15 protein-coding genes and 1 tRNA gene are annotated in these 18,309 nt (G+C 63.6%); 5 read left to right on the top strand and 11 right to left on the bottom strand.

Annotated elements, in window-relative coordinates:
• Nucleotides 1-99: 99 nt before the first annotated feature.
• A complete protein-coding gene (locus tag ACODSP_RS08270; protein WP_488965210.1) occupies nt 100-1,644 on the bottom strand; it encodes a calcium-binding protein in 1,545 nt (514 codons plus the stop codon).
• Nucleotides 1,645-1,724: 80 nt separating this feature from the next.
• The gene (locus ACODSP_RS08265) at nt 1,725-2,054 is read right to left on the bottom strand and encodes a helix-turn-helix domain-containing protein (RefSeq protein ID WP_444733125.1); all 330 of its coding nucleotides are present in this window, start codon (nt 2,052-2,054) and stop codon (nt 1,725-1,727) included.
• Between the two features lie 691 nt (nt 2,055-2,745).
• Between ACODSP_RS08265 and ACODSP_RS08260 the strand changes: the two genes are divergently transcribed.
• The gene (locus ACODSP_RS08260; RefSeq protein WP_488965136.1) at nt 2,746-3,798 is read left to right on the top strand and encodes a cache domain-containing protein; all 1,053 of its coding nucleotides are present in this window, start codon (nt 2,746-2,748) and stop codon (nt 3,796-3,798) included.
• 507 nt (nt 3,799-4,305) lie between these two features.
• Here the strand turns inward: ACODSP_RS08260 and ACODSP_RS08255 are convergent.
• The 3 genes from ACODSP_RS08255 to ACODSP_RS08245 all read right to left on the bottom strand — a co-directional run bounded on the left by ACODSP_RS08255 (nt 4,306) and on the right by ACODSP_RS08245 (nt 7,031).
• Nucleotides 4,306-4,959 carry a thioredoxin family protein gene (locus ACODSP_RS08255; RefSeq protein ID WP_488965135.1) on the bottom strand — a complete coding sequence of 218 codons (654 nt, stop codon included), beginning with the start codon at nt 4,957-4,959 and terminating at the stop codon, nt 4,306-4,308.
• A 244-nt stretch (nt 4,960-5,203) separates the two neighbouring features.
• A complete protein-coding gene (locus tag ACODSP_RS08250; RefSeq protein WP_488965134.1) occupies nt 5,204-6,508 on the bottom strand; it encodes a methyl-accepting chemotaxis protein in 1,305 nt (434 codons plus the stop codon).
• A complete protein-coding gene (locus tag ACODSP_RS08245) occupies nt 6,483-7,031 on the bottom strand; it encodes a PAS domain-containing protein (protein WP_488965133.1) in 549 nt (182 codons plus the stop codon). The genes ACODSP_RS08250 and ACODSP_RS08245 overlap by 26 nt, the downstream gene beginning before the upstream one ends.
• Before the next feature lie 192 nt (nt 7,032-7,223).
• On the opposite strand from ACODSP_RS08245, the gene ACODSP_RS08240 reads away from it, so the two are divergent.
• Both ACODSP_RS08240 and ACODSP_RS08235 read left to right on the top strand, forming a co-directional pair.
• Complete coding sequence (locus tag ACODSP_RS08240; RefSeq protein WP_488965132.1) at nt 7,224-8,651, top strand: hypothetical protein; 1,428 nt, start codon at nt 7,224-7,226, stop codon at nt 8,649-8,651.
• Between the two features lie 197 nt (nt 8,652-8,848).
• Nucleotides 8,849-10,090 (top strand): hypothetical protein, encoded by a 1,242-nt coding sequence (locus ACODSP_RS08235; RefSeq protein WP_488965131.1) that lies wholly within the window; start codon nt 8,849-8,851, stop codon nt 10,088-10,090.
• 18 nt (nt 10,091-10,108) lie between these two features.
• Here the strand turns inward: ACODSP_RS08235 and ACODSP_RS08230 are convergent, their stop codons facing one another.
• From ACODSP_RS08230 to ACODSP_RS08215, 4 genes are all read right to left on the bottom strand, one after another.
• Nucleotides 10,109-12,388 carry an ATP-binding protein gene (locus tag ACODSP_RS08230; RefSeq protein ID WP_488965130.1) on the bottom strand — a complete coding sequence of 760 codons (2,280 nt, stop codon included), beginning with the start codon at nt 12,386-12,388 and terminating at the stop codon, nt 10,109-10,111.
• A 4-nt stretch (nt 12,389-12,392) separates the two neighbouring features.
• Nucleotides 12,393-13,406 carry an ABC transporter substrate-binding protein gene (locus tag ACODSP_RS08225; protein WP_488965129.1) on the bottom strand — a complete coding sequence of 338 codons (1,014 nt, stop codon included), beginning with the start codon at nt 13,404-13,406 and terminating at the stop codon, nt 12,393-12,395.
• A 109-nt stretch (nt 13,407-13,515) separates the two neighbouring features.
• A complete protein-coding gene (locus ACODSP_RS08220; protein WP_488965128.1) occupies nt 13,516-14,067 on the bottom strand; it encodes a GNAT family N-acetyltransferase in 552 nt (183 codons plus the stop codon).
• A gap of 20 nt (nt 14,068-14,087) precedes the next feature.
• Nucleotides 14,088-15,017 carry an N-formylglutamate amidohydrolase gene (locus ACODSP_RS08215; RefSeq protein ID WP_488965127.1) on the bottom strand — a complete coding sequence of 310 codons (930 nt, stop codon included), beginning with the start codon at nt 15,015-15,017 and terminating at the stop codon, nt 14,088-14,090.
• A 197-nt stretch (nt 15,018-15,214) separates the two neighbouring features.
• On the opposite strand from ACODSP_RS08215, the gene ACODSP_RS08210 reads away from it, so the two are divergent.
• Nucleotides 15,215-15,289 (top strand) — tRNA-Val (locus ACODSP_RS08210).
• Nucleotides 15,290-15,359: 70 nt separating this feature from the next.
• Here the strand turns inward: ACODSP_RS08210 and ACODSP_RS08205 are convergent.
• Nucleotides 15,360-16,292: a mitochondrial fission ELM1 family protein gene (locus ACODSP_RS08205; protein WP_488965126.1), complete on the bottom strand. Its 933-nt coding sequence runs from the start codon at nt 16,290-16,292 to the stop codon at nt 15,360-15,362.
• Nucleotides 16,293-16,445: 153 nt separating this feature from the next.
• Here ACODSP_RS08205 and ACODSP_RS08200 point away from each other — a divergent pair, with 153 nt between their 5' ends.
• On the top strand, nt 16,446-16,967 hold the full coding sequence (locus ACODSP_RS08200; RefSeq protein WP_488965125.1) for an Lrp/AsnC family transcriptional regulator: 522 nt from the start codon (nt 16,446-16,448) through the stop codon (nt 16,965-16,967).
• Nucleotides 16,968-17,015: 48 nt separating this feature from the next.
• Here ACODSP_RS08200 and chrA read toward each other — a convergent pair whose 3' ends face one another.
• Nucleotides 17,016-18,278, bottom strand: a complete 1,263-nt coding sequence (chrA, locus tag ACODSP_RS08195; protein ID WP_488965124.1) for a chromate efflux transporter — start codon at nt 18,276-18,278, stop codon at nt 17,016-17,018.
• Nucleotides 18,279-18,309: the final 31 nt, after the last annotated feature.

Genomic DNA, 18,309 nt, shown 5'->3' with positions numbered 1-18,309 from the left:
GGCCGGGCGGCGGGCCGGGCATATACGACCCATTGGTCAGAATGGGACGAACCCGGCCCGCCGCAACCGGTTGGTATTATTGACTGCCGACGCGGGCGTTCAACCCCAATAGCCGCTATCGACACCCGGTTCGATACCGGTGATGGTCATATGGTCGGCGGAGGTGAGATCGCCGGTATTATCCGCGCGGTCATCCGACATGGCGGCCCGCACCCGCAGGATCATGTCGATCACGCCGTCGCCGTCCGTATCCAGCTCAATCTCGGTGAAACCGCCATCCCCGCCATTGCCGCTGGGCAGCAGGCTGTTGCCGGGAGGGACGAAGCTGGTATGGCCATCGCCGCCGGATGTGATTCCGAAGTCGCCACCACCGCCGGCACCTTCAGTGCCTTTGTCATTCTCCGTCGGGACTGTCGGATGTGCGGGGCCGGTATCAACCAGACGGTTGCCGCCATCGCCATCCTGACCATTGTCGATGACGCCCTTGTCGTCACCGCCCTTGCTCTCGGGACCCGGCGCCGGGTCCGGCTTCTGTCCGCCGCCCGGCGCCAGGACCTGAACCGATACCTGCCAGCGCCCCGCCGCGAAATTCAGGCTGTCGCCTTCGACCAGCTTGAAATCCTGAATGCTGTTGATGAACGGCACGGCCTCACCGGCCTGTTTCAGCGCGACCCAGTGGCCGACCAGATTGTCGGTGATGATGAAGCGGTCGGCGCCCGCGCCGCCTTCGGCGACGTCCTGGCTGTCAACCACCAGCGTATCGTTACCGTCGCCACCTTTCAGCGTATCATGGCCATTGCCGCCGACCAGCGTGTCGTTGCCGGTGCCGCCGATCAGTAGATCATTTCCGTCACCGCCGATCAGCAGGTCATTGCCGGCCCCGCCCACCAGCGTGTCGTTGCCCGCCCCGCCGGTCAGCACATCGTCCCCATCCGTCCCGGTCAGCGATACCGGTGCGGTATCCGGCGACGGGAAGGGCAGGGCGGCCAGATGCGCCACTCCCTCTGTCCTGGTGGCGGAGGGTTGGCTGGACAGGCTGTCCGTGGCGCTGCGTCCCGCCCGGTCTGCGGTCGTCAGGATCATGCTTTCGCCAACCACGGGCAGGGCGGACCATTGTCCTTGTCCATGCGACCTGTCGGCTGCCGCCTTGTCTGTGGTTGCCGGCTCGGGCGGGGGCAGGTCGATATGGGTATGCACCGCAATAGCCGCCGCTGCCAAAGCCAGCGGCATTTCCGGCTCTTCCTGCGATGCGGCCTGCGCCTTTTCCGTGTTCAGGAAGAAATCGACGACCAGGGCCAGGGCCGCCAGAACGACCACATTATTGTAATTGCCGTTCGCTGCCTCTGCCGCTTCCACGCCGGACGTGCGGTTGACCAGACGACGCAGATCGTCGCCCTCCAGCAGCAGATCGCCCGACATGTCATGGACGACGAACTTGCCGGCGATGCGCGCGACATGCACCAACACGTCGCCGGTTTCCGCCTCATAGACAATGAACCAGGGGTCGCCAGTGTCGCTGATGCCGGTTGCCGTTTCGATCCCCGAACCATGGGCAGACAAATCCTCTGCCAGGCGGAAAAGCTCCGCCTTCTCCTGGTTGGTCCAGTAGCCGGTTTGCGTCACGGCCCGCATGAACCGCAGCACGTCGCCCAAATGTGCCCCCCTTGATTAACGGTGCCATTGGCCCCAAGCCCTGGCACCCGCCTCAAGCCCTTTGATTCTGTTTACTCTGCAATCGGAAACAGCAGGCGGTGGATTTCCGGTTCATAGAAACCCAGCAGCTTCTTTGCAAACGCCTGCGGGTCCACGCTGATCGCCTGGGCCCACAGTTCGAAATGTTCGGAAGGAACGCGGCCATGGCCGCCTTCGACCTGACTGACGAAGGTGTAGTAACGATAGCCGACATGATCGGCAACCTGCGCCTGGGTCACACCAGCCTTCTCGCGCTGCGCGCTGAGCCAGCGACCGGCGTCCCGGCGCATCTGCCGGGTCAGTTTCGTCTTTTCACTTTCCTCACCACGCGGTTTGGCGCGTGGGGTCGCTGCTGCGGCCATAAGCGGATACTCCAGACTTCCTGCCCGGAAAATCGCATTTCCAGTCCACAGGAGCAAGCAGCAAAATTTCAAACTCGCTCATTACAAAATCGCTTGACATAAACTCGCTGTTTCAGGATTACTGGACTCGTTCGAGGCCGGAGCATCGCCCCTGTCTTCGGTCCCGGACAAAGAACCCAGGGGACGGTTCCCTACCGTCCCCTGGGTCCTTCCGAACCTGATACCGTTGATGCCGTGCCCCATCCAGCATCGACGGCTAAGGCGCCAGCAGTCCGGCTGCCCCAAAACCGGACATGCTGGGTGACGGGCCGGTCGGGGGACCTTATCGCCCCTTGGTCTCCTGGCCGACCCGTCACGTTGCCTTCTCCGGGCCGCCACGAGGCCGCCCTGACCAGACCCCGATAGGTCTTATGCCTTATCCGTATCGGGATATGCATTTGGGGCATAACAGGTTTCAGTTTTGTTTCCGGACTGGCAAAATTCAAAAATGCCGTTTTGCCGGACAAAAACCCATTTGTTTCAATTGTAACCGCCATAGGCTACGGCATTTTCTGCTGAAATGCCCAATATATAGGCATTAGAAACAATCGTACCGTATCACCGTAAGATAACTTCTTTGACATCTCAAAGGCTTAGGTTTCCCTAAGGGAAGGGCACGCAAATTGCTTTTTGTCATATGGATTGTTAGCGCATGACAAAGGCAGACCCCATGGATAACAGCCTGATCGACCTCACCCGCAATGTGTTGGACGTGGCGAGCCAGAAGGTTTCCGCCATTGAAGACATCAACCGTACAACCAAGATGCTGGCCTTCAACGCGTTGATTGAGGCGGGGCGCGCGGGCGATGCCGGACGTGGCTTCGCGGTGGTGGCCAATGAAGTGAACTCCATTTCCCGGCAGGTCAGCGTCGTCGCCAGCGAGTTGCGCACAGAAATTGGGCAGCTGGTTGATCGCATGGCGACGGTGGGTGAGGACCTGATGGTCCGCTTCCGGGGGCAGCGGCTGGCCGATCTGGCCCTGAACATGATCGAGATCATTGATCGCAATCTCTATGAGCGCTCCTGCGATGTGCGCTGGTGGGCGACCGACAAGGCCGTGGTGGATTGTCTGGCTACGCCATCGGCAGACGCGACAGCCTTTGCCTCATCCCGTCTGGGCGTCATCCTGGACAGCTATACGGTCTATCTCGATCTCTGGGTGGCAGACCGAAACGGACGCGTCATCGCTACGGGCCGCCCGCGCCGCTTCCCACAGGCCATCGGCACCAATGTCGCCAACGAGCCGTGGTTTCGTCAGGCGCTGAACACCCGTGACGGTTCCGATTTCGTGGTCGTCGATGTTACCAGCAATGACGCCCTGGATGGCCGAACGGTCGCCACATACTCCACCGCCGTGCGCCGCGATGGAGCCGTGGATGGGGATGTGATCGGTGCCATGGGCATCTTCTTCGACTGGGAACCGCAGGCCCGCGCCGTCACCACCGGCGTACGTCTCGACCGCGCCGAGGAAGCCAGCACCCGTTGCCTGCTGGTTGATGCCGCTGGCCGCATCATCGCCTCCTCTGATGGGCGCGGACAACTGACTGAAACCTTCCCCCTGGAGACGCAGGGTCGTCCCATGGGCCATTATGTGGACAGGTTCGGGCGGCTGGTCGGATTCGCCCTGACGCCGGGATATGAGACCTATCGCGGCCTTGGTTGGTACGGGGTCATCGTCCAGACAGGTGGCGAGACCGCGCACTGATCCGTCAAATCACGAACAATGTTGGGGGGCGTCGGCCATGAGTCGGCGCCCTTTTCCATTTTTGGGCTATAGCGCCCTTGTGCGTCGGTATCGCCATTACAAGTCGTTCTGTCCGGCAACCATTTCGCTTGCCCGCTCTGCGTTCATTCAGCCCAAAAAATAGGCCGACCGTGCCCTTTTCAACATGAAGCGCGGTTCGTGTTGCGCTGCAACAGGATTAGACTTTGGTCGGGTGTCGGATAAGTCGCTGTTTGCCTTGATCAAGATAGAACCTGACCGCATGGCGCCCGTACGATTTTGCACTTGCACAATAGATTTCAGGCGCGCATAGTCTGTCTCGCGACACGGCCCTATGCCCTCTGTCGTAACGCACTTCTTGGGCGTTTCCTCCCTAAACTCAGGCCGTGGCAATGCCACGGCCTTTTTTTCTGCCCAGAATGTAGTGAAATTACCTGTATGGTAGACTGATTAGGAAGCCGCCTAACAAATGTTGGCGGCTTTGTCGTGTCAGGCACTGGTCTTGGCGTATTTCACCGCACAGCCATAGGCGCGGGTCGATGCCGTGCTGACGGGTTTGCCCGCCGCGATCTCTGCCAGGGCAGCACGCACATAATTCCGCGAGCCGGGGATGTCGGCCTTGTCCGCCGTCGGCTTATCATCGATGGCACCGTCATAGAGCAGGGTGCCGTCGGTACCGATGATGAACATATGCGGCGTGGTCTTGGCGGCATAGGCGCGGCCAATGGCCCCGCTGGGGTCCAGGATGGTGGTGCTGGCCGCCCATTTCTCCGACGCGGCACGGGCCTTGGCGTCAACCGGGCTGACATGGCCCTGCTCACCGGGGGCGGAACTGATGATGGTCAGCCAGACGGCGCCAGCCTTCGTCGCCTCTGCCTGGATGGTCTGCATGTTGCCGGAATCATAATGTTTGCGGACGAAGGGACAGCCATGGTTGGTCCATTCCAGGATCACCAGCTTGCCCTTGTAATCGGCCAGCGAGATGGGTTTGCCATCCACATTCGTGCCCGTGAAGGCGGGTGCGGCCTGTCCCGTGACGGGTGCTGCAAAGGCGGGCAGCGACAGAAGCGGAGCCACAATCCCGGCACCGGCCAGGGCAGCGGTGCTGTTCAGGAATGTGCGGCGGGTAAGACGAAGCGACATGGCAGACCTCCCGTTCATGCAGGTCGCCTTCATCTGGTGTCGCATCTGAAAAAGATCAAACCCCATTCGCCCGGAAACCGCATGATTTTCCAGCCTAGGGCGTGTTTCCGGTCATCGGAAATACGCTCTAGGCTTTCGTATGCCTCAATGCCGGCGCTGCATCCGCAGCTTGGCTTACGCCGCATGGGCGGCGCGGCGGCAGTCGCCGCCGGAGCTGTTTGAAAACAGCTCTATGAAAGTTTCCTCAGATCACCTTGCGCAGGGCCGTCAGGAAGTCGCCCATGGCCTGTCCCAACTGCTCCGACCGGTGTGACAGACGTTCTGCCGAACCCAGCACCTGGGTGGAGGCGGCACCCGTTTCCGACGCGGCGCGCGTCACCTGTGCGATGCGTTCCGACACCGACCGTGTGCCCACCGCCGCCTGTTCGACATTGCGGGCGATCTCCGCCGTGGCAGCGCCCTGTTCATCAACGGCGCCGGCGATATTGACCGTCGTGCCATTCACATCGGCGATCACTTGGGTGATCTCACTGATACTGTCCACGGCGGATTGCGTTGCGGCCTGGATATCGGCGACCTGGGTCTGGATATCCTCCGTCGCGCGCGCTGTCTGTCCGGCCAGGTTCTTGACCTCCGACGCGACCACGGCAAAGCCCTTGCCGGCCTCTCCCGCCCGCGCCGCCTCGATGGTGGCGTTGAGCGCCAGCAGGTTGGTCTGCGCCGCGATCTCCTGGATCAGGCCCACCACCTCGCCAATGCGGATCGCGGCGGCGGACAGGGTGGCGACGCGGTCATTGGCGGCCCGTGCCCGGCCCACGGCGGCGTTGGTGATGTCACGCGACCGGTCCACCTGCTCGGTGATCGACCGGATGGCGGCGCTCAGCTCCTCGGCGGCGGCGGCGACCGTCTGCACATTGGAGCTGGCCTGTTCGGCGGCACTGGCCACTGCCATGCTCTCATGGTTGGTGCCTTCCGCCGCATGGGTCATGGTATTGGCGGCGCCCTGCATCTCGCGGGCCGATGCCGACAGATCATCGGCCACGGACTTCACCGTATTCTCGAACGCATCGGCAATGCGGCGGAAGCCTGTGACCTTGTCCGTCATGGCGTTGTTGGCTTCGTTGATGGCGCGGCTGCCCACCAGGAAGGTGCCCAGCATGCCCTTTTCCACCACACGGCGATGATAGTTCTGGTTGGTGATGGCCTGAAGCGAGGCCGTGGCCTCCCGCACGAAGGCGTCGGCCCGGTCGGTGACATCGTTGATCCGGTGCAGCAACTCACCCAGCGGGCCGCCTTCCTTGATACCGATGACCCGCGCCTCATAATCACCGCGCGCCAGCCGTTCCAGAACCTGGCCCGCCCCATCCAGCACCTGGTCCACGCGGGCCAGATAATAGAAACTGGCCAGGGCCGCCAGCAGGGTGATGACCCCGCCGCCCATGGCGATGGCGTGCCAACCCAGCGCATTGCCAGCCAGATCGACGACCGATCCGATCAGGACCGCGATACCCGTCAGACGGGCCTTAAAGAGAGAAGATGAGTTGCTCATAGCTCACACCCCGGTCCCGCAGTAGGCCCATCAACATTGCTTCACTGGCCGCCATGCCTTCACGGATGCGGCTATGCTTGGCCTCTTCGGCCAGAAGCTGTTTGTAGAGGGGGCTGATGATGTCGTTGACGATGCGCTGGTCGGCGGTCCGGCGGCTGGAATGATAGCCTATGATGTTGCCGCCGGTGTCGCGTGATGGCGTGACATGGGCGAAGACCCAGTAATGGTCGCCATTCACGGCCCGGTTCAGCACATAGGCGAAGATTTCATTCCCCGCGCCCAGCGTGTCCCACAGCAGCTTGAACACCACACGCGGCATGTCCGGATGGCGGATCAGGTTGTGGGGCTTGCCCAGGGCCTGATCCTCCGACAGGGCGGCCACGCGCAGGAAGGTGCGGTTGGCATAGGTGATGCGCCCGCCCTTGTCTGTCTTTGTGACGATGATCTCGTCATCCTGGAACGGGCGCGCGATACCCGTCAGGCTGGGCCGGGGGCGGCCCGGTGCCGCGTCGGCGTCTATCATGGCGTTTCCATCCTTTTCCATACGACGGAATGCGTTCTTCCTGGCCCTTACATGCCTGAATGGTTGGTTGGCCGCATTGATCCAAATCAGGACTCGTATTCCTTTCGGACAATCAGAAGGTCAGCTTGACCTGTTTGCAGAACAGGCGAACATGGAGGATGCGGATATCATGTCGCGATGGGGTGCCTGCCGATGCGCAATTTCATGGCTTCCATCTTCAAGGGCCTGTTCGGTGGCGGCGGGCAGACGCCTGAAACCGTGGTGCAGCCACGCCCGCGATATCAACGTCCGCGCCCCTCCATGCCGCTGGCCGCGACCGAACCGGCGGCGGATGCCGTGCCCCCGCCGCCGCCCGACATGGCCGATGGCCATGATCCCGAACTGTCGGCCAAGCTGCGCCGCATCTTCGACCGCCGCGACCCCACACAGGCGGGCAGCATCCACCTTCTGGGCCTGGGCGGCCTGCATGAAGAGTTGGGCCCGCGCTGGCCCGCCGTGGCGGCGCGTGTGCATCAACTCACGGCCAAACTGCTGGACCAGCATTTGACGCCGCATGATGCCTGGTTCCGTCACGGGGAAGAGGCCTATGTCGTCGTCTTCGCACAGTTGGGTGCCGAACAGGCCCGCCTGATCTGTGCCAAGGTGATGGAGGAATTGCAGCGCGTCCTTCTGGGCCATGCCGACACGGAAAACATCCGTGTCCATACCGCCATGCGGGAGATCGGGTCGGATGTGCTTCTGGTGCCGACCAGCCTGAAGGACATGTTGTCCGCTGTACGCAAAGAGGCAATTGCCGATGCCGCCCTGGCTGGCCCCATCGCGGTGCGACCGGAAGGTTTCCGGGTGCCCCTGATGGCACGGGCCGGTCCGCCGCAGGTGCGTTACCGCCCCGTCTGGGATGTGCAGAAGCAGGTTCTGTCCCTTTACATGGCGCGTTGCTGCCGCGAACGGGCAGGCCGCACACCGCTGTGGGGCTATGATTGCCTGGATGATCCGGAGGATATGGCCGGCATCCTGGCGCTCGACCTGCATGTGGCGCGTGAAGCGATTGAGACGGCGCTGGAACTCTATGAGAACCGGTTCCGCTTCTTCCTGTCCTTGCCCCTGCATTTCGAAAGCCTGGCCGTCACCGCCCGCCGACAGGAGGTGATGGCGGTGCTGCGCAGCATTCCCCGCAACCTGTTGCCCTTCACCACCTTCCATTTGTGGGCGGTGCCGGACGGGGTGCCGACGGGGCGGCTATCGGAACTGGTATCCGCTCTGAAGCCATTTGGCCGAACCGTGATGATGGAGGTGGCCAGCCCCACATCCGATGTGTCGGTGGCAGAGGCGGCGGGCATTCGCGTCGTCAACCTGACCCTACCGCCCGGTGCATCGGTTGAACGGTGGGCACCCGAGGTCGTGCGCTTTGCTACGCAGGCCATGCGCCACCGTCTGATGCCGGCGGTGGAGGGGGTGGACAGTCTGGCCATGGAGGATCAGTGCGAGGAAGCGGGGGTCCGTTTCCTGTCGGGTGATCTGATTGGCGGCTGGGTGGATGTGCCCGAACATGTCGTCCGCCGGTCCCGTACCGATTTCGTGCGTCAGGGCGTCAATCTGCGCGGTGGTTTATCGGACTAAAAGTTGGTCATATAACCCTTTGCGTTTCCCCATGGCAACCAGCCGCGTGTAGGATCAGTACATCCTCATACACGGAAAGGCGGCTTCCCATGCTCAGGCTGGTTGGGAGGATGTGGGATTCTATTCGCGGCGAAGGCGCAACGCGCGCCACATCCCGCACCGACAGGCCCGTGCGCGCGGTTTCCTCTTGTAAACAAATGGATGGCAACGCGCCGCCGCTGGCAGATGATAATGCCGCCGCCGCCCTGCGCCGGATATTTGCCCGGCGTGACCCGACGCAGACGGGCAGCATCCATCTGATGGGGCTGGAAAGCCTGCGCGACCGGCTGGGTGGCCGCTGGGAACCGGTGGCTGACCGGGTGCATCTTCTTACCTCCCGCCTGCTGGACCAGTATATGGCGCCCCAGGACACCTGGTTCCGCCACGGGGCGGAAGCCTATGTCGTGGTCTTCGCAAAGCTGGGACCCGAGCAGGCCCGCCTGATCTGCGCCAAGGTGGTGGAGGAGCTGCAGGTTCTGCTGCTGGGGGAGGCGGATACCGCCTCCATCACGGTTCGCACCGCCGTGCATGAGATCGGGTCGGACATCATGCTGGTACCGGCCAGCCTCAAGGAGATGCTGGATGATGCGGCGGCAAGTCTGGCGAGGGCCGATGCGATCGGCAATGCCGCCTTCGACCGCAACGTGGGGGATCGTCCCGGTATGGTGGAGAAGCCGGGGCCGCTGGAGGTCCGCTATCGCCCCGTCTGGGATGTGCAGCGGCAGGTCGTCTCCGTCTTTATCGCCCGCACCTGCCGCACCCGGCCGGGCCGCAGCCCGCTCTGGGCCTATGATTGCCTGGAGGACCCGGAAGATCCGCAGCAGATCCTGGCCATGGATCTGCATCTGATCCGGGAGGCGGTTGCAACCGCACTGGAACTGTATGAGAACCGCTTCCGCTTTTTCCTGTCGGTCCCGGTGCATTTCGAAAGTCTGGCCGTGCTGGGCCGGCGGCGGGAAATGGTGGCGACCTTGCAGGCCATCCCGGCCCATATGCGCGCCTTCATGACCTACCATCTTTATGGCGTGCCGCCGGGTGTGCCCACGGGGCGTCTGGCAGAGATGGTGGGAACGCTACGTCCCTATGGCCGCACCACCATGGTGGTGGTGGACCCGTTCAGCAACGATCTCCCCACCCTTGTGGCCGCCGGTGCGCGGGTGGCATCCGTGCTTCTGCCGCCGGGTCTGTCGGCGGAACGGGCCCGCGCTGAATTGCTGCGCTTTGGTGCGGTGGCCGCCAAGAACCGGCTATCGACCTCGGTTGAAGGCATCGACAGTCTGGCCATGGAACGGCTTTGTGAGGATGCGGGGATCAATTTCCTGTCCGGCGACCTGATCGGCGATTGGGTCGAGGTGCCGGAACATGCGGCCCGGCGGTCGCTGGCCGATTTCCGGCGATAGTGGGGGGCAGGCGTCGGCTTAACCTGCGGCTAACTGTTCCACCACCCGCTTTCCCTGCACAATTACCGCGTGGCACAGGCCGGGCAGCGGGGCGGTCAGGCGCGCGACCTCCGCCCTTTCGCCGGCATCAGCGGCGATCATCAGGGCCCGGCAATGCCGTGACAGCGGCATGAAACCCAGATTGCCCGCCGCTGAAACCAGGGAATGGGCTTCCCGTTCAATCCGGTGCAGGTCATCACCTGCCGCCATGATCGTGTCCACCCGCGCCTGAAAGGATGTCAGCGCATCGTTCAGCAGCTGCACCCCGATATCGTCGCCCACGACCAGCAACAGATTATCCAGGATCGACCGATCCAACGCCGGCTCTGTATCCTCCTGCGTCGCGTGGGTGGGCGGTACAGGTGCCCGCTCCATCTCCGTCAGGCGGAAGCCCGCAATATCGGCGATGGCCTGATTGAGGGCCTGCGGGGTGACGGGCTTGGCGATATGGCCGTTCATCCCGGCCTCCAGGCAGGCCTCCCGCTCTTCCCGCAGGACATTGGCGGTCAGGGCCAGGATGGGTAAGGTGTGGCCCGCCTGCCGAATGCGCCGCGTGGCCTCCATCCCGTCCATGATCGGCATCTGCACATCCATCAGGACCAGATCGTAGACGTTTCCTGCCTGCGCCACGCTTCGCACCGCCTCCGCCCCGTTCTCCACCACCGTGACCTTGTGTCCCGCCTTCTCCAGGATGGTGCGGACCAGCATCTGGTTGGCGAAGACATCTTCGACCAGCAGGATCGACAAGGGCCGGTAGGAGGGCAGGGCCGCCAGGGCGGCGGCTGGGCCCGGCTCCGGCGGTGGGGGCATGGCGATGGCCAGGGGCAGGGTGACCTCGAACCGGCTGCCGGCGCCGGGCTGGCTTTCCACCGTGATCTGGCCCTGCATCGCTTCCACCAGACGCCGGGTGATGGCAAGGCCCAGGCCGGTTCCGCCGAACCGGCGGGTAACCGACGCGTCCAGCTGTGTAAAGGGCATGAACAGATGCTTCAGGCGGTCGGCTGGAATACCCATGCCGGTATCGGTCACCGTGAACCGCATCTGCACACCGGTCCGCGTCACCGACATGACGACCTGGCCGTTCGCGGTGAATTTCACGGCATTGGACAGAAGGTTCAGCAGCACTTGCCGCAGCCGTGCTGCATCACCCAGCACCCATTGCGGCAGATCGTCGGAAATCTCCGTCCGGATCGATAGGCCCTTGTCGGCGGCGCGCGGTGTGAGCAGGGCGACACAGCTTTCGGCCAGTGCCGCAGGATCAAGCGCCCCCATCTCCAGCTCAAGCCGGCCCGCCTCGATCTTCGACAGGTCCAGGATGTCGTCAACGATGGCGACCAGGGCGCGTGAGGCCTCCATCTGCAAGGACAGCCATTTCTCGCGCTCCGCCACCGGCGCCTGTTCATCACGCAGCAGATCGGCAAAGCCGATGATGGCGTTAAGGGGTGTGCGGATTTCATGGCTCATATTGGCCAGGAAGGCACTTTTGGCACGCTCCGCCGCTTCGGCCTGCACCTTGGCGACGGACAGCGCCTCCACCTTGCCCGCAATATCGGCGTAAAGGGTCTGAAGCTGTTCGGCCATGTGGTTGACGCCCGATGACAGCACCGCAAACTCGTCCTTGCCCGTCACCTCCAGGCGGTGATCGAACCGGCCCTGGCCGATCGTGGCCATACCGTCCGCGATGCGGTTCAGGCCCCTGATCACGCGCTGGCTGGCCGCCATGGCGGCGGCGACAGTCATGGCCAGCAGCAGCAGCGGCAGCACCTGCAACACCAACAGCAACCGTCCGCGCGCATAGACCCGCTCATTGGCCTGCGCCGCCAGACGGTCCGCGTCCGACGCCATCACATTGTATCGCAGTTGGAGCGTATCCTGCGCGATGCGGGCCGCGTCGGGGGTGAGACGTGCCTGCGCCAGCCGGGTCATCCCGTCGGGCATCAGGGCATTGTCGGCGGAAAGGCGGCGCAGCAATGCCTGATCAGCCGGATCGGTCAGTTCGACCAGCATGCGCGCCAGTTCACCGGTCAGCCGTTCGTGCTGGCGCTGCCACTGGAACAGGGCGCGCTCGCTGCCCTTGTCCCCGAAATCATGGACCAGCAGGCTCAATTCGAACACGCTGCGCACCACGGTCTGCGCCTCGGTCACCCGTGCCGTGTAGATGCCCATCCATTTCCAGGACCAGATGGCCGACGCTGTGGAAACGCTGACGGCCAGCGCTGCGAAGACCAGGGTCGTGGTGATCCGCCGCCGGATGCTCATTCTGTCAGTCCAGAACCGTGACCCGCGTCGGATCTACAGCCCGCAGAATGTCGCTTTGCAGATATCCCAGCATTTCCGGTCCCGGATTGCCGCCAGCACGGTGGACATGGCCTTCGATGGACAGCAGTAATGCCTGATCCAGCCTCAGGGTGAAACCATAGTTTTCCCAATGTCGCCGGACCAGGGCTTCGTCAATGCCGGTGGCGGCGGCGACCACGGGGATGGCCTTTTCCCGGTCGCGCAGGATCGACCATTCCGCAGCCAGCAAGGCGCGCACGAAACGCACAAGCGCATCATGCTTTGCGTCCACCACATCTCCACGTGCCGACAATACCCAACTGCCGGTATAAAGGCCGGGCGCCGTCAGGATTTCCATACCTTGTGGAAACAAGGGGGCGGCGACGACGCGGACCGTGGTCCAGACGGAGGCGGCATCGATCTCTCCGCGCGCCATGGCCGCCATGATCTCTCCGCTTTCAAAGGGAACCAGCGTCACCTGATCGCGCACCCCGGCCTGCAGCAGCAAGAGATCCAGAAAATATTGGGAGTTGGTGTCGGGCGAATATCCGATGCGCTTGCCGGCCAGTGCCTCCGGCCGGTTCAGCCCGCTGCCCATGGGCGAGGCCACCACCACATCGCGGTCCGAGGTCTGAACCGTAGAGATGATGCGGATGGGCCGACTGGCGATCATGGCGTTGGAGGCCGGCACATCGGACGACAGGGCCAGATCCGCCTTGCCGTCCAGCAGCGTTTCCATCGCCGCTTTGCCATTGGCGACGGGAACCATTTGCACCGTCAGCCCCTCATCGGCGAAATAGCCTTCGGCCTGGGCCACGAAGATCAGGGCCGACATCATCTGCCGGCTTTCCGCGATGCTGAGATGCTGCTGCGGCACAGGGGTCCGGAATTGGAACCACAGGCCGGCGGTCAGCAGCACGGCGAGCGCCGCCAGAACCCAACGTATCCACGTACGTTCCTTACCCATGCCGGACAGGTTCCCCTTCGTGCCCGGTGCCATCGCGCCGGTCCTCGCCCCCGAACAACCTATCAGGCATAGGGCCGCGTGACCGCCATCGCCAACCTATCCTTTTGGTCAGAATGGAAATCCGGAATGGAAATCCGGTTTGTCACAGGGCCGGTGGCAGGCCTGGATGTTCATTGGGGCCCGGTGGCGGCGCCTGTGGGTCTCCGAGTGGCCGGACCATCATGACCCAGTCCAGCCAGCGCCCGTGCTTCACGCCCAAGCCGGGAATAGTTCCGGCCAGTTCAAAGCCCAATGCCCGGTGCAGCCCAACCGAACCCTCGTTGCTGCCATCGCCGATGACGGCCACCATGCGGCGATATCCGGCGCGGGTGCACTGGTCGATCAGGGATTTCAGCAGGGCGCGGCCCACCCCGGCTCCCTGCGCCTCCGGTGCCACATAAATTGAATTCTCTACCGTGAAGCGATAACCGGGCCGTGACCTGAACGGACTGCCATAGGCATAGCCCAGGATCTGTCCAGGCCGCTCCGCCACCAGATAGGGGAAGCCTTGGGCCTGAATGGCGGCCATGCGCATGGCCATCTCGCCGGCATCGGGTGGCACGCTTTCGTAACTGGCCGTCCCTTCACTGACATGCGGGGCATAGATGGCGGCGATGGCGGCGGCGTCGGCGGCTGTGCCGGTACGGATGTTCATCCCTGTCTGCCTCTCCAAACTCAGCGCGTGCGCGGGCGCAGCTTGTCGGCGGAGACGGCCGCAAGCTGGATCACCAGCTGGCACATATGGGCCGCCAGGGTGGGAAGATAGGAACGGCGTGCCAAGGCGACCTCATCCATATAGAGGGAGCGGTTCAGTTCAATCTGCAGTGCATGCACGCCATCACCGGGCCGGCCATAATGGCGGGTGGTGTATCCACCGGCATAGGGTGCGTTGCGGCCCACGACATAGCCCAGATCGGTCAGCACATCTTCCGCCGCACCCGTCACGGTGGCATGGCAGGCGCTGCCGAAGCAATCGCCCAGCACCATGTCCAACGACCCGCTGGCCGCAGCCTCCGGCGGCAGACCGATGGAGGGCATGGAATGGCAGTCCACCAGAATGCAATAGCCAAAGGCTGCCCGCGTCTGATCGATCAGGCCGCGCAGGGCGGCGTGATAAGGGTAGTAGCAGCGGTCGACCCGATCCACGGCCTCGGCGAATCGCAGGCGCCTGGCATAAATCTCCTCCCCGCTGGCCACCACACGCGGGATGGTGCCCAGTCCCGCCGCCACACGCGGGCTGCGGCTGTTGACATAGGAGGGCAGTGCCCCTTCGAACATGGTCGGATCGAATTCGAACGGTTCGCGATTGGGGTCCAGATAGGCGCGCGGGAACAAAGCCAGCAGCAGTGGCACGCCCAGATCAACGGCGGGAGCGAAAATCTCGTCGACGAAGCAATCCTCCGACCGGCGCAATGCCATTCCGTCCAGCCGCGAATGCGCCACGAAGCTTTCCGGATAATCGCGCCCGCTATGGGGGGAAGCTAGGACGATGGGGTGCTGCACCTGCGCCGGACGCAGCACGCGGAACACATTGCCCCCGTGTCCCGTGTCCAGGGGACGACCGGTCGGCTTTATGGTGCCCGGGGATGTGTTGGCGCTGCTCATGGCTGAAAGATGTATCGAATTGCGAGATGCCCCGCCACCCGAACAGGCCGCCTTCGAAAAAAAACGACAATTTTCTGAAAAGAGGGTGTTGCAATGCCCGGATCAGGTGGTTATAAGCACGCCCACCCCGACGGCGCTGCCGACGACGGCGACGGAAACGAAGCCAACGACGACAGGGCAGAGGGGCAAGGACGGATGGGCGCGTAGCTCAGCGGGAGAGCACTACCTTGACATGGTAGGGGTCACAGGTTCAATCCCTGTCGCGCCCACCATCCGTTCCAAACCGAAAGGGCCGGCACCCACCAGGGGCCGGCCCTTTGGCTTTTCTGGCCCATATCCACCTCATCGCGATGCCATCACATCCCGCACGCGTGCGGCCAGCCGGGCGGTATCGTCCAGCGGCTGATAGGTCCAGCTTTCCAGACGTCCCTGGAAAGGACGCGTGATTCCCTCCGCCCGCATTGCGTCATGGAATCGGGTGAATTTCGGCGCGTTGCCGGGCAGGTCGATGACATGCACGGGCTTGCCCGTGCTGGCTGCCTCCGACACCATCGCCACACTGTCAGAGGTGACGATCAACGCATCGGCCAGGGCCAGCATCCCGAAATAGGGGTTGGGGCCTGTTCCGTCCCACAGGAATACCGGCAGGCCCGACAGCGCCTGCTTCAGAATCGCTTCATTCTCCGCGCCCGTGCGTCGCGATGTGGTGATCAGCATGCCCACGCCCTGGTCCCGCACCAGGGTGGCCAGCTGCTCCGCCACGCCCGTCATCATGGCGGGTGTCAGTTGGCAGAAGCGGTTGGAACCGCCGATCATCACACTGACCAGGGGTCGGCCCCGGCCTTCGGCTAGATGCGCCCATTCCAGGGCTGCCGCTGACAGCTTCTCTGCCGTCACGCGGTGGATGGCCCCCGCACTTTCCACAAGGTTGGCACCACTCTTGCCATCATGGCGGGGCAGGGACACCAGATCGAAGCGGTTGAACGGCACGCCCGGATTCTGGATATGCACGCGCACCGTCCGGGGTGACCGTCGCCCCACCGCCATCGACAGGGCCACCGCCTGCCGCCCCGAACTGATCAACAGATCGGGCCAGGGCGGGCCCAGCCGGTCGGATGAAGGGTCCAACGCCAGGCCAATACCGGGCAGGGGCAGATAGGGTGTCGTTTGCCGCCAGGGGCTGCGCAGTTTCACGCGTTTTACGGTCGGTGACAGGCCCAGCGCCTCCGCCAGCCCCAGACAGGGGTTCTCGATTCCCGCCCGCCCATCAGACACGACCCAGCAAGTAGGGATTTTGTTGTCTGCATACGTATGCGAAGACTTGTCCCCAGGAAATTTTGTGTCGCAAATCGGGTCGCCCTTGCAGGTTGGGCCGTCCCGTGTAATATCCTTGCTCAAATCAAGAACTCCTGGAGTTAAAAAATCACCATGCGGCGGGTCAAACTCGACCGAATTGATCGGCGCATCCTGCGCGACTTGCAGGCGGACGGTCGGATGACCAATGTTGAATTGGCCCGGCGTGCCGGTATTTCGGCTCCCCCCTGTCTGCGGCGCGTGCGCGCGCTGGAAGAGGCGGGCTATATCCGGGGCTACCATGCCGACATCAATCCGGAATCCATGGGCTTCCATGTCACGGTTTTCGCACAGGTCGGCCTGTCGTCCCAGGCGGAAAGCGATCTGAAGCGTTTCGAATCGCTGGTCAATTCCTGGCCGGAGGTTCGGGAATGCAACATGCTGGCCGGTGAGACGGACTTCCTGCTGAAGGTTGTCGCCGTCGACTGGGACAGCTATCAGCGCTTCCTGACCACCAAGCTGACGGCGGCACCCAATGTCAGCCACGTGAAATCGGCCCTGGCCATCCGCCAGTCCAAATACGCCCCCGGCGTGCCGATTGATGTGGATGTCGGTCCGGAGTTGAAGGACGAGGACGACGAGGATACCGAAGACTGACAATCTTCACGGAAAAGGCGCCCCACAGGGCGCCTTTTTCATTGCTCCTTACCCCAGCGCCATCCGCAGCAGCCCGAACCCCGCCCCGGCCAGCACCTGCCAATGCACCGCCAGCTTAAAGCGCAGCATGGCGGCAAGGGCGATGGCAGCGACCGCCACGGCGATCCAATCGACAGACCCGCGGGGCAGCAGCACTGCCTCGCCCAGAACCACGCCCAGGTTCAAGATCACGCCGACCACCGCCGCCGTGATGGCGGCCAGGGCCCCCGCCGCGGCCCGGTTATGGATCAGCGCCTCCACATAGGGCGCGCCGGCGAAGATGAAGAAGAAGCAGGGCAGGAAGGTGACATAGGTGGTCAGGGCGGCCCCCGTGATCCCCGCCGCCAGCGGCGACAGGCTGCCCGGATGGTTCCAGCCCGCAAAGAAGCCGACATACTGGGTGACCAGGATCAGCGGCCCCGGCGTGCTTTCGGCCAGCGCCAGTCCGTTCACCATGTCGGTGGGCGTCAGCCACTGGTAATTCTCCACCGCGCGCTCGGCGATGAAGGGCAGCACCGCATAGGCACCGCCAAAGGTGACAAAGGCCGCCGTCGTGAACAGGTCGGCAATGTCGGCCCAGGGGCTGCGCCCCAGCAGCAGTACCGTGCCGGCCAGCGGCACCAGCAGCAGCAGGGCAAAAAGGACAGCCATACGTAGAAGACGCTTCGCACTCCGATCTACTGGCCGATCATCGGGGACGAAATCATCGCCCACCCCATGGCCCGCCGGTGCGAAAGGCGGACGTCCCGCCCTGACCGCGACATAGCCGATCAGCGCTGCCGCCGCGATCACCACCGGAAACGGCACATGGCCCAGATACAGTCCCAGAAAGGCAACAAATGCCAGCAGCAGCGGCGCCGGCCCTTTCAGGGTCCGCCGGCCTAGGCGCCAGACGGATGCCGCGATGATGGCGATGACCACCGGTTTGACCCCGTCGAACAGGGCCGCCACCCAGGCCAGATCCCCATGTTCCGCGGCCAGCCAGGACAGGGCCAGCAGCACCAGCGCGCCTGGCAGCACGAACAGGCCGCCGGCCACCAGCCCGCCCCACACCCCATGCAGGCGCCAGCCGACATAGGTGGCCAGCTGCTGCGCCTCCGGCCCCGGCAGCAGCATGGCGAAGTTCAGCCCGTGCAGGAACCGCGTGCTGTCGATCCAGCGCCGCTTATCCACCAGCTCCTGCTGCATCAGGGCGATCTGCCCCGCCGGCCCACCGAAACTGACACAGCCCAGCCACAACCAGAACCGCAACGCCTCCCCGAAACCGGGCATCCTGATCTCCCTTCATTCAAACTGGCGAATG

This window comes from Niveispirillum sp. FG156, assembly GCF_057809555.1.
The sequence above is the reverse complement of the archived record's forward strand: the minus strand, read 5'-3'. Positions and strand labels throughout refer to the sequence as shown.

Excerpts from the sequence above, each read along its gene's own strand:
- ACODSP_RS08265 (WP_444733125.1), bottom strand. The coding sequence starts at position 2,054 with ATGGCCGCAGCAGCGACCCCACGCGCCAAACCGCGTGGTGAGGAAAGT.
- ACODSP_RS08260 (WP_488965136.1), top strand. The coding sequence starts at position 2,746 with ATGACAAAGGCAGACCCCATGGATAACAGCCTGATCGACCTCACCCGC.
- ACODSP_RS08255 (WP_488965135.1), bottom strand. The coding sequence starts at position 4,959 with ATGTCGCTTCGTCTTACCCGCCGCACATTCCTGAACAGCACCGCTGCC.
- ACODSP_RS08250 (WP_488965134.1), bottom strand. The coding sequence starts at position 6,508 with ATGAGCAACTCATCTTCTCTCTTTAAGGCCCGTCTGACGGGTATCGCG.
- ACODSP_RS08245 (WP_488965133.1), bottom strand. The coding sequence starts at position 7,031 with ATGATAGACGCCGACGCGGCACCGGGCCGCCCCCGGCCCAGCCTGACG.
- ACODSP_RS08240 (WP_488965132.1), top strand. The coding sequence starts at position 7,224 with ATGCGCAATTTCATGGCTTCCATCTTCAAGGGCCTGTTCGGTGGCGGC.
- ACODSP_RS08235 (WP_488965131.1), top strand. The coding sequence starts at position 8,849 with ATGGATGGCAACGCGCCGCCGCTGGCAGATGATAATGCCGCCGCCGCC.
- ACODSP_RS08230 (WP_488965130.1), bottom strand. The coding sequence starts at position 12,388 with ATGAGCATCCGGCGGCGGATCACCACGACCCTGGTCTTCGCAGCGCTG.
- ACODSP_RS08225 (WP_488965129.1), bottom strand. The coding sequence starts at position 13,406 with ATGGCACCGGGCACGAAGGGGAACCTGTCCGGCATGGGTAAGGAACGT.
- ACODSP_RS08220 (WP_488965128.1), bottom strand. The coding sequence starts at position 14,067 with ATGAACATCCGTACCGGCACAGCCGCCGACGCCGCCGCCATCGCCGCC.
- ACODSP_RS08215 (WP_488965127.1), bottom strand. The coding sequence starts at position 15,017 with ATGAGCAGCGCCAACACATCCCCGGGCACCATAAAGCCGACCGGTCGT.
- ACODSP_RS08200 (WP_488965125.1), top strand. The coding sequence starts at position 16,446 with ATGCGGCGGGTCAAACTCGACCGAATTGATCGGCGCATCCTGCGCGAC.
- chrA (WP_488965124.1), bottom strand. The coding sequence starts at position 18,278 with ATGCCCGGTTTCGGGGAGGCGTTGCGGTTCTGGTTGTGGCTGGGCTGT.